Here is an 11,103-nt window from a genome sequence, read left to right as displayed (position 1 = left end):
TTAATAACTTTCATTTATTGGAGCAATAATAATTAAAAGCACTCCATCTGGAATAACTTTTAAATTGTATTTAGTGTTAAACCAATAAGGGATACTACCATCTATAGGAGCCCGAATTATTAGATGTTCTTTTTTTCTTTAATATACTCAAGGGTATATTTTTTTGTTTTGAGGCTTCCTTCTAAATTAGATATTTTTAATTCGTAAGCATCAATATTTTGACTTGTATCTAAAATTTGTTTCTCAAGATTTTTTATAATCACTACAACTTGTACAAAGACACAACTTTAAAAAGCTGTATCTTTGTATACGCTTAAAGCTTGTTTGGTTACAAATTTATAATAAGTATTGTAACATTCTTTAAGCTTTTTTAGCACATTTTTAAACTCAAAGGCACAAATAATATTATTCAACACACTTTCAATCAGCAGATTAAATTTTGAAATATTAAATTTAATGAGTGTTAGATTCGCAATTGAAGATTTGTTGTTTAAAGTCAGCTCATCAACAAACGTATGTATTTTTGAACCACAGTATTTGGTAAACTCCACGTCAAATTGCTTTAAGAGTGTCGTTAAATTTATTTTAAATCGCTGCACTTTACGGTCTAAATCAGCTTCATTTTTTTGAATAAAAAAGCTGAGTTCCTGATTGATATTCAAGTGACATACGTATAGTTCATTTAGTAAACGAACAACTTGATTTTGTGACATTGCATTAAATTTTAATTGTTTTTTGGTATATCCATTTCAGGGGTTTGTCCCATTTCTAAAGTTAAATTTTGCGTTCAAAATGGTTCTTTTTTGCTTGCCACTTCAAAACAAAACACTACCGTAGCCAAGGCTGCTTATGTTCTCTTTCTTGTCCAAACAAAAAAACTAATTTTTATTTGAGTAATTTAAAATCAAAACCAGTATTATTTTGAAAATATAAGACAGCCATAAGCTGGTAACTGGAATATCCCGGTATTTTCTTTAAAGTCCGTTCCGTAATCTTGCGCTTCTAAATCGGAAACTGATGCTCCTGTAAATTCATCGTCATATCCTTTCCAATCACTATTAAACCTTAATATTTGTCCTTGATTTTGAGGTAGACCAATTTTATATTCTTCAAAATTTGTATTTGAAAAATTTAATACAATTAAGGCTGCATTGTCAAAATCTTCCGTTAAGGATCGCTGAAAAGCCAGTACTTTATTGTTTTGATTAAAATGAATTATATGAGTAAATTGACCGTGTAACCCTTGACATGTATCATTTTTGCCAGTTCTTAACTTGATAATATCCGAGACTAATTTTTTTAAGCCCTTGTGTTGTTCAAATTTTTCCCAATCCAACCCTTCTGTATCCTTGAAATACTCATCTTCAGCAAACTCCTGTCCTTGAAAAAGCATCGGTATTCCAGCAGCCGTTAGTGTCAAACAAATACCGAGTATGGCTCTTTTTTTGGCAAAGTAACTATCTGCTTCCCCTGGCTGAACTTCCTCCGGCACTCTGGCTTGTCCGTTAGCCACTTCATCATGTGATTCCGTATAAATGACTCTTTTAAATACATCATTACTGTATTGCACAAGCAATGCATCAACAATTTTTTGTAAATCTCTATCTGCATCATTCACACATAATAAGGTTTCTCTTACTGGATGCACAAATTTGGAATCCCATTGCGAACCGTATGCCAATCCGCCAAAAATTGAATCGTCAGTAACTATATCATCCCCTTTCAAATCTTCGGCAATAGTTAAAATATGAGGGTATTTTTCTTTGATTTCATTATTAATATCACGCATTAACACATTGCCTTCCATAATTTCTTGGTCGTATCCAAGTCCGCCATTTTCATAACGAATGTATGAGGTAGCATCCATGCGTAAGCCGTCGCATTTATAGTCTTCAATCCACATTAATGCGTTATCTCGAATATACCTCCTTACCTCTTCCCTGCCATAATCGGGTCTGGTATCGCCCCAGGGAGTATTGCTTCGGTAATCGTTATAAAAATAAATACCGCCCTTGTCATTTTCAGACCAACCATCAAATTGCCACAGGTCAACATCTGAGGGGCCAAAGTGATTGTAAACAACATCCATAATCACAGCAATCCCATGATTGTGTGCCTCATTAACCAAGGCTGCAAATCCATCAGGACCGCCGTAATCTTGCTCAATTGCAAACGGATGTGCTGGGTTGTATCCCCATGAAATCCCTCCTGCAAACTCAGCAACAGGCAACAGCTCAATACAATTAATTCCTAAAGATTTTAAGTACGGAAGTTTTGCTACTACTTGTTTAAAATTAGCTACACTATCCTTGTCATTACTCCGGTTAAATGTACCTACATGCAATTCATAAATTACAAGCTTGTTCCAATCTTCAATTTTAAAATCGGGATGATCCCACTGGTAATTCAGCGTTTTTATTACTGAATTTCCATTACTATTAGTCAATTCTTTTGCGTAAGGATCATTTTTAAGAAATTTTTGATCACCATTATATACTATAAATTTATACTCCTGCCCTTCTTTTGCTTTTTTTATAAAAATTGCCCAATATCCATTTTCTTCGTGTTTGAGTTCATCTTTATTTTCTGCCCAATTGTTAAAATCGCCCGTTACAAAAACTTGATTTGCATGTGGTGCCCATACTCTAAACATTGTGCCTTTTTTTGTAACGACAGCTCCCATTCCCACCGTTTGTTCTGCTACTTGTTCCATACGTTTTTATTTAAGTTAGTTGAATTAATGCTTTTGATTATACTGACCTTCAAGCCTTAACCAAAAAAATTTGAGTATATTAATGTGTTTTTTTATATAAATAAAATTAAAACAGATCCAAAACACCAAAGAAGTTTAAAAAAAAATCTTTGACGCAATCGATAGAATATCGAATTATTAACAAAAAAAATATAGAATATTATTAACCATATACTTTTTGTTAGAATGAATAATTAATAAATACAAATACGCTAAATCAATATTAGATACCACATCACATTATACATTTAAAATCAGCATCAGTATTGAGCCATCATTAATCCCTACCCATTATGAGTCCAGAATTTCAAAAACTTTTCATAGATTTTTTATTGATTTGCTTATCAATAAAGTACACTTAAGCGTTATTACATTTATTGTAGTCATTTTTTTGACCAGAAGTATTGGTCTTCGCTCATTTGCCAAGTATACTGCTTATGACTTTGCTTTTACCATAGCTATCGGCAGTATTATTGGCGCTATATTGTTAGGCTCTACTTCTGTTGAAAGCGGAACGTTTGCTATGGGTTCCTTGCTCGCGATTTCTTTTTTAGTTTCTATTCTTCAAAAAAAGCTAAAAATTGTACAGGATGTAATTACTAATAAACCCCTACTACTTATGGACGGAAACACCATACTATACGATAATTTAAAATATGCTAGAGTTGCAGAATCGCAATTAATTGCAAAGTTAAGAGAGGTCAATGTATTAAAAATGAATCAAGTAATTGCTGTAGTTTTGGAGGCTACAGGGGATATTTCCGTTTTACATAACACCAATGGTGATGCAAAATTTGACGATTGCTTGTTGGAAGGAGTTAAAAGAACACCATAACACATAAAATTTATTGCTTTTCACTCAAATACTTCCAATACCTTTTAGGCACATGCTGCAGGTGTAATTTGTTATTTTTCCTTGATTTTATAGTTACACTTTGATAATAATCCTTCCATAGCCGTTCAAACTCAAATTCAATAGCATCAAAATAATCAGTATCGCTTGCGCTGAAGTTAAACTTATCGGGAAACTGCATTTGAACAACCTCAACGTTTTGCAAATTATAAAACAAACCATAGTTGCGCGAAATATCATAAATAATCCATTTTTGATCTGCATATCGGTCTCTGAAATGTTTTAAAAGTAAAGGCAACACATTAAAATCTGGAGAAATATTTGCAAAATAAATGCCATCCTTAGTAAGCTTAAAACGCACAAAGGCTTCCATACGATGCTTTTCCCTGCCCACCATTTTCGCCGTTTGTGATATTTTTAAAATACTAGGATGCGTAAAATTTCTGCTGGTATCCGTTGCACTACCAAATGTATATTGTATCACATCAAGCAGTATGTTGTATATTTCCCGCTTTTCACTTAAAAATGAATAGTAGAGTTTCAAACTTTCATTTTGGGGCAATTTAGCCTGTAGCCCTTTCCAAACACGATTTGCTTTGGTTTGGTCAGTAAGTACCCTTTCATCATTAGAAAACAACCCGTTCTGATTCCATTGTTGGCACTGTATCGTCGCATTGGTCAATTTTAGTTCAAATACCATAAATACGGCACTCAAAAAGCCATCAAAACTACCATCAAATACTAAGTTACTTGATTTCATATCAGTCAAACAAGTTCAATTGTTTGTTAAATATTTTACTGTATTTACTCGTTCCCTGCTGGAGAATTAAGTTTTTTATTTTTGCAGCAGAAAGGTCTCTTCTTTCAAAATCCAAACTATTGCAAGTCAAAAAATATTGAGCTCGGTTGTATGAAATCCCTATTTTTTTTAGATGCTCCCAATTTAGTAACCGAAAGCGACGGGCATTTATAATTTTATACACTGACTGCATACCCACTCCTGGAATTCTTGCCAACATGTGCTTATCGGCAGTATTTACGTCAATTGGAAATTCATGTAAGTTCCGAAGCGCCCAACCTAATTTTGGATCAATATCTAAATCTAAATTTTGAAAATTAGGATTCAATATTTCATTGACATGGAAACCATAAAAACGCATGAGCCAATCGGTTTGGTACAGCCTATTTTCACGCAACATTGGCACTTCGCTTCCAATTTTAGGCAAGCGATCATCGTAACTAATAGGCACATATCCCGAATAGTAAACACGCTTTAAATTAAAATTCTTGTAGAAATGATTGGACGTTTGCATGATTTGAAAGTCATTTTCGCCGCTGGCCCCAATGATCATTTGGGTACTTTGCCCAGCGGGTGCATATTTTGGCGTGCTTTTGATACTCTTTATTTCTGATTTGTATTGAATGATTTCATTTTTAACCTTTACCATAGGTTTAATAAAATCCTCATGCTTTTTATCTGGCGCTAATTTTTTTAAGCCTGAAACCGTAGGAATTTCAATATTTACACTCAAGCGATCGGCATACAAGCCTGCTTCCCTCATTAACTCATCACTTGCACCAGGAATTGATTTTAAATGAATATAGCCGTTAAAATTTTCTTCCAAACGAAGCTTTTTAGCCACGGCTACTAAACGCTCCATGGTATAGTCTGCATTTTTAAAAATACCTGAGCTTAAAAATAAGCCTTCAATATAGTTTCTACGATAAAAGTTGACCGTCAATTCCACCACTTCCTGCACTTTAAATGCCGCGCGTTTAATGTCGTTACTTTTTCGGGTTACACAATAGGCACAGTCAAAAATACAGTGATTGGTAAGTAAAATTTTGAGCAAGGAAACACACCGACCATCTTCAGTATAAGTATGGCAAATACCCATTCCTTTAGAATTTCCCAATCCCTTGTTTTTATTTGAGCGTTTACTCCCACTTGATGAACAGGAAACATCGTACTTAGCGGCATCGGCTAAAATTTTTAGTTTTTCTTGTATGCGTTCAAATGACATTAACAATCGGATATTAATTCTTTCTTTAAAATACATTGTACATCAATGGAATCCTTCTCTCTGATTAAAAAGGACTCCAACTGATCTTGGTCCACAATTTGCTCTTCTTTAATTATAAAGCCATATCCCTGATAAACGCCGTTTTTTATCATCACAAATGCTTCTTCATCCTGTGACCTTCCCGGTTTTTTAATAACATTATTTTGGGCGCTATTTTTTATTTCGGCCATAGCCAAACGCACTCGTGTATTATAAAGCGCTGTACTTTCCTTTTGCTGGCAAATGCCTTTGCAAGTATCAATTTTATAATGATTGCAATGCCAATTTACTTGTTGTAAACTGCAATACTTAGGGCATAATTCAAATGCTTTACAAATTTTTTCCAAATATAAAATGGCATCGCGTTGGGTGTAAAAAACTTGCAAATATTCTGGGCAAAGCTTTAAAATATTTACCGCAAAGTGAATCACTCCATTACGATCCGTATAGGTGAAAATTCCGTAGGACCTGGGGTTTCTTTTGGATGCCACGTTGTATTGTGGAAAATGTTTTTTTATGGCTGCATCCTCCATTAGCAAAGCAACCAACTCACTCCCTGATAGTTCAGTATCAACATGAGCTGTTTCCCTACATAAATCCAGTTCTTTTTGCTTTTTGTCATAAAAATGACTCAACACCCTTTTTTTTAAATTTTTAGCTTTACCTACATAAATTATTTTTCCTTTTTTATTGCGGAAGTAATATATACCAGGGGCATTTGGAATACCATCAAAAACCTCATCGGGCAAATGTGCGGGTAGTGTTGCTTGTCTGCTGGTTGCTTTTAAAAACTTTTCAAACACTTGGGAAGCGTTTTGCTGTTCCTGTAATAGAGCAAACAACTTTACGGTAGCCTCCGCATCACCACGTGCACGGTGCCGATCCACCAAAGGAATCTGTAATGCCGTGCAAAGTTTGCCTAAACTATAGGATTTATGCCCCGGAAGTAACTTCCGCGCTAAGCGAACGGTGCATAACTTTTTTCTCCGAAAGGGGATTTTTAATAAATTGAATTCATTACGAATTACGTTAAAATCAAAATTAACATTATGGGCTACAAAAACGGCTTCATGAGTTATGGCTAACACTTGCTGCGCTATTTCCCTAAAAGTAGGTGCGTCCGCTACCAGATGAGTATCAATTCCTGTTAACGAAGTGATGTACGTAGGTATTTCAGTCTCGGGATTTACTAACGAAGTAAATTCTTCGACCACTGTGTTACCATCGTATTTAAAAATTGAAATTTCAGTAATACGATTGGTTTCCCCGGTGGTTTCAACATCAATAATCGTAAACATCATTTCAATTGCTTTTTTAGTGATTTCAACTCCACCCCAAGGTTGTTAAACATGGTAATAATACTGCTAATTTTTAACTCCTCTTCCGTATATTCCTGCGTATTAATGCAACAGGTAAACTCCCAAATTTCAACTATTTCTGCCGCGGGAACTTCATAGGCTTTGTATAAACTATTATCTGAAACTAATTTGAGTGTCCCTACTTCTTCAATTTGATTGTACACCCTTTTATACACCATACCATCATTTAACGTTAATAGCACGTAGGTTTTACCACTTTTAATTTCCGAAAAATCTTCGATAAATTTCCCTACTACAAAAGCGCCATCCTTCATAGGTAACATGGAGTCTCCTTTAATGGGAAATGCGCGGTGTTTTCCGGTAGGCAAAAAGGGGAGTTTTATTTTTTGCAACTGCTCAATATATTCGGGATCATCGTACCCATTTAAGTACCCTGCCGATGCTTTAACTGGAACAATTTCAATTAAATTTTCATTTGACTCGTCAACCATAATTGGAAAAAGTACCCGCTGATTCCCCAATTCAATAAAGGAAGTTTCATTGCCTTTTCGTAAATCATTACGCAGTAAAACATCAATGGGAAGTTTAAAAAAATCAGAAAATGCCATCAACATTTCAAGTGATGGCGCGGAACGATTTTCCTCGTACGAACCTATGCGAGACCTGGAAACATTTAGCTGCATGGCAAAAGCTTCTTGAGAAAGTTTTTTTAAACTCCTTAAGTGTTTGATGTTTGTAGCAATGTAATTCATGTTACTACAAATATAAGTATTAAATGCTTCTATTTGTAGTTATATTTAATTTTAACGCTTATTTTTTAACCGGTTTTTCATCCCTTTAAAAATTTAAAACACCAGTTATGTAGGAATTACTAAGTACACTCATCTTTTAAACTACAGCTTTAACACAGCAAAATGAATATGAGAGACGCTTTTATTTGGTAAAGAAAATTACTACAAGTAAAAAATCAGGTGTTTGTTTTTATATATTGTATTTATGGAAATGCAAAAATTTACAGCAACAAAACATAACATAATTATAGTTGATGATCACAAAATGTTTTTAAGTGGTTTGTTAAGCATTTTGAAAAGTGAAGCACAGTTTAACATACTCAAAGCCACACATAACGCCAATGAAGTGGTAAAATACCTGACACTAAATGCTGATACGGAAGTGGATTTGATTATTACCGATATCAACATGCCCGAAATGGATGGTATTGAACTACACCAAATCATTAAAGAAAAACGAAGGGATATTAAAACCCTAGTGATCAGCATGCTGAATGATCCTGAATATACTAATATGTTAATTATTAATAATGTAAATGGGTATATTTCTAAAAATGCCAGTAAACAAGAGTTGCTTTTAGCCATTGAATCCGTACTTAAAGGAGGCAATTACTTTTCTAAAGAAATTAAAGATGCCTACCTGCAAAACAGGCTGTTAAATAAGAAAAATGAAAAAATCAATTTGACTAAAAGAGAAATTGAGGTGATTACCCTAATTGCTGAAGAACATACAACTAACGAAATTGCTGAAATTCTATTTTTAAGTAAACATACCGTTGAAAGCTACAGAAAAAATATTATACGAAAGTTAGAAGTAAGAAATTTAGCTGGCTTGACAAAGTTTGCGTTAAAAATGAAATACATAAAAAACTAACTTACTAGCTTTAAACCAATGCTACTTTTTCATCCAAAATTACTTTGACTTCAATTTTAAAAAGCGTCCCTCTTTTAGGGTGCGAGTCGATAATTAGCACTCCTGACAACTGATCAACTCTATTTTTGATGTTTTTAATCCCAATTCCTTTATGTGTTTGCAGCACTTCCTCGGAAAATCCTTTACCATCATCTTCATAAGTTAAATGAATACTTCCTGAAATATACTCCAACAAAATAGTCACATTTTTTGCTTCGGCATGTTTTAAAGTATTTGTAATTAATTCTTTTTGTATTGCAAAGATTTCATTTTGAATTGAGGTTTCAATTTGATTGAACACCTCTTTTTTAAAAACTTCAACACTAATATTTAGATTTGTAGCATCATCAATATTTTGAAAATACTCTTTCAGAATTTCAATGAAATCATTATGCCTATTATCCACAGGTATGGTGTTATGCGACATTTCACGAATCTTTTTATAAGTTTGATTCATTTGATCTTGGATTTTTGCGATTCCCGTAGTTTTGATTTCGCCAATAAGTAGTTTTATTGTAGCAATATCACTCCCTATAGAATCATGAAGCCCTTGAGCAAGCTTTTTACGTTCTCGATCCTGCCCCTCAATTTTAGCCTTTACCAACTTTAAATCCTGCTCCCGCATTAAAGCATTAATTTTTTGATTGGCTGCCTGTTTTTCAATAGTAATCAACTTATTTTGTGTCTTCAGTTTTTGAGAATATCCTACAACTAGTAACATTATAGATATAAACAAAATTACCGAAATAGCAAGAATCAAATTTTTAATATACACCTGCTTTTCCTTGTCTTTTTTTAGCTGTTCATTTTCTTTTTCTTTTTGAAGGGTTTCAAACCTTACTTCCAACTCATCAATTTCTTTTTCCTTTTGGATTTCACTAATGGAATCCCGAATTTCCAGAAACGCCTCCGAATACTTTAATGCCTGCGAGTAGCTATTTCTTTTTTTCGCACTTTCCTTTAGTTTATCATAACAAAATAACATTTCAATTAAATTGCCTTGCTTTTTTCTTTCTTCCAAAAGAGGTAAGAGTATATGATCAGCTTCTTTAAATTGATTTTTCATTAGAAACTTATCAATCAATTCCTTTTTAGCTTGATTTTTAAGATGCGAAATTTTCATTTCCTCGCCACGTTTGACAACCGCTTCTAACTTTTGAATTACCTTATCCTGCGCACCTATAAAGGGTAAATTTTTTATAGAATAAAAGCTTATTGCCAAGTCGTAGTAAGGGTTTTCATTAATTTTAAGGGCTTTGTCATAATACAAAATTGACTTTTTATACTCGCCCATTTGATTGTAAATACGCCCCAGAGACATCATAGAACCCACAGCTACATCAATATCAATACTATTGATTATTTTTAAAAATAAGGCTATAGATTTATCAAACTTCCCCTCGTAAGAATAAATATCCGCAAGGTAAAGTATAAAACGATCGTGCTCTTCCTCAAAATTCCATTTCCCGGCAGACTCCTGACCTTCGATAGCAACTCTTTTTGCATTTTCATAAAGACCTTTATTAAGGTAGGTGCTTGCCAAACTCATATTTCCCATAAGATTCCGCATTTGCTTTACCGAATCATTTGAAAAATTGGAATAATTCAATGTTTTTTGTGAATAATACAATGCCGAATCTGAGGTCATTTTCAACTCCAAAAAATAACATGAAATTAAATGTGTTAACCGAGACTTACTTCCATCTGTTTTTAACTTTTTTAGAAGTTGATGCGATAATTTATAAGCTGCTTCTTTATCATTAAGTTCATAAAATAAATGATGTGCTTTACGTACCTGCTTTCGTTCTGTATCTTCCTGCTGTTTCAATTTTGCTAAGCCCTCACTGTTGACATTAGCTTGACCAAAAGTAACATCCGACAAAAACGTTAAAACAAAAAAAACAAGATTTGCTAAAAAGCATTTCATAAATGAATTAATACAAAAATTGATGATAGAAAATAATTAAATATTGCTTCGCCTTCAGAAAATAAAATGCCTGCATGCCAAAGCAATTTATGATTACAAGCATTTTATATCAGAATTGAAATAGCAACATCATTTCAATTGTTAACCTATCCATTTTAAAAGAATTCTTTTTACCATTCACACTTAAAAAAAACAGCTTAACTTTTACAGCTGAGCTGGTATCCTTTTTTGTGTACAGCAAAAAATACTGATCATTAGTAAAATACTTTGGTGGCAAATTCCTAGTAATCAAGGATAAATGTAATTTATTTTTTCTTCTAACAAAAAAATCACTGACACTTTTTTGGCTCGATAATTAAGATTTAAATATATCAAAGATATTCTCGTAATTAGGATTAATTTAACCTTCCTTTAAGTATCTTAAATTGACAATTTCTGAATAGAAATCTTAATTAGTACAACTCTAGCTACTTTTGTTATTTCCT

Annotated in this window: 9 protein-coding genes; 2 read left to right on the top strand and 7 right to left on the bottom strand. The window is 33.3% G+C overall.

Annotated elements, in window-relative coordinates; all coding sequences use genetic code 11:
* Positions 1-287 precede the first annotated feature (287 nt).
* Positions 288-713, bottom strand: coding sequence for a DUF6565 domain-containing protein (locus tag GMC_RS0100720; RefSeq protein WP_010520327.1), 426 nt, complete (start codon positions 711-713; stop codon positions 288-290).
* Between the two features lie 203 nt (positions 714-916).
* On the bottom strand, positions 917-2,713 hold the full coding sequence (locus tag GMC_RS0100710; RefSeq protein ID WP_010520326.1) for an alpha-amylase family glycosyl hydrolase: 1,797 nt from the start codon (positions 2,711-2,713) through the stop codon (positions 917-919).
* A gap of 430 nt (positions 2,714-3,143) precedes the next feature.
* Between GMC_RS0100710 and GMC_RS0100705 the strand changes: the two genes are divergently transcribed.
* Positions 3,144-3,587: a YetF domain-containing protein gene (locus GMC_RS0100705; protein WP_238527891.1), complete on the top strand. Its 444-nt coding sequence runs from the start codon at positions 3,144-3,146 to the stop codon at positions 3,585-3,587.
* Positions 3,588-3,597: 10 nt separating this feature from the next.
* Here the strand turns inward: GMC_RS0100705 and GMC_RS0100700 are convergent, their stop codons facing one another.
* The 4 genes from GMC_RS0100700 to GMC_RS0100685 are packed head-to-tail and all read right to left on the bottom strand — an operon-like array spanning position 3,598 to position 7,739.
* Entirely contained in the window at positions 3,598-4,365 is a 768-nt protein-coding gene (locus tag GMC_RS0100700) for a TIGR03915 family putative DNA repair protein (protein ID WP_010520324.1), read from the bottom strand.
* 1 nt (position 4,366) lies between these two features.
* Positions 4,367-5,629: a putative DNA modification/repair radical SAM protein gene (locus GMC_RS0100695; protein ID WP_029489528.1), complete on the bottom strand. Its 1,263-nt coding sequence runs from the start codon at positions 5,627-5,629 to the stop codon at positions 4,367-4,369.
* Positions 5,629-6,969 carry an exonuclease domain-containing protein gene (locus GMC_RS0100690; RefSeq protein WP_010520322.1) on the bottom strand — a complete coding sequence of 447 codons (1,341 nt, stop codon included), beginning with the start codon at positions 6,967-6,969 and terminating at the stop codon, positions 5,629-5,631. The genes GMC_RS0100695 and GMC_RS0100690 overlap by 1 nt, the downstream gene beginning before the upstream one ends.
* Positions 6,966-7,739: an XRE family transcriptional regulator gene (locus GMC_RS0100685; RefSeq protein WP_010520321.1), complete on the bottom strand. Its 774-nt coding sequence runs from the start codon at positions 7,737-7,739 to the stop codon at positions 6,966-6,968. The genes GMC_RS0100690 and GMC_RS0100685 overlap by 4 nt, the downstream gene beginning before the upstream one ends.
* A 223-nt stretch (positions 7,740-7,962) precedes the next feature.
* On the opposite strand from GMC_RS0100685, the gene GMC_RS0100680 reads away from it, so the two are divergent.
* A complete protein-coding gene (locus tag GMC_RS0100680) occupies positions 7,963-8,652 on the top strand; it encodes a response regulator transcription factor (RefSeq protein ID WP_010520320.1) in 690 nt (229 codons plus the stop codon).
* Between the two features lie 10 nt (positions 8,653-8,662).
* On the opposite strand, the gene GMC_RS0100675 is transcribed toward GMC_RS0100680, so the two are convergent.
* Positions 8,663-10,618 (bottom strand): tetratricopeptide repeat-containing sensor histidine kinase, encoded by a 1,956-nt coding sequence (locus GMC_RS0100675; RefSeq protein WP_010520319.1) that lies wholly within the window; start codon positions 10,616-10,618, stop codon positions 8,663-8,665.
* Positions 10,619-11,103 lie beyond the last annotated feature (485 nt).

The sequence above is a fragment of the Aquimarina agarivorans genome (assembly GCF_000218485.1).
GTDB lineage: Bacteria > Bacteroidota > Bacteroidia > Flavobacteriales > Flavobacteriaceae > Aquimarina > Aquimarina agarivorans.
The sequence above is the reverse complement of the archived record's forward strand: the minus strand, read 5'-3'. Positions and strand labels throughout refer to the sequence as shown.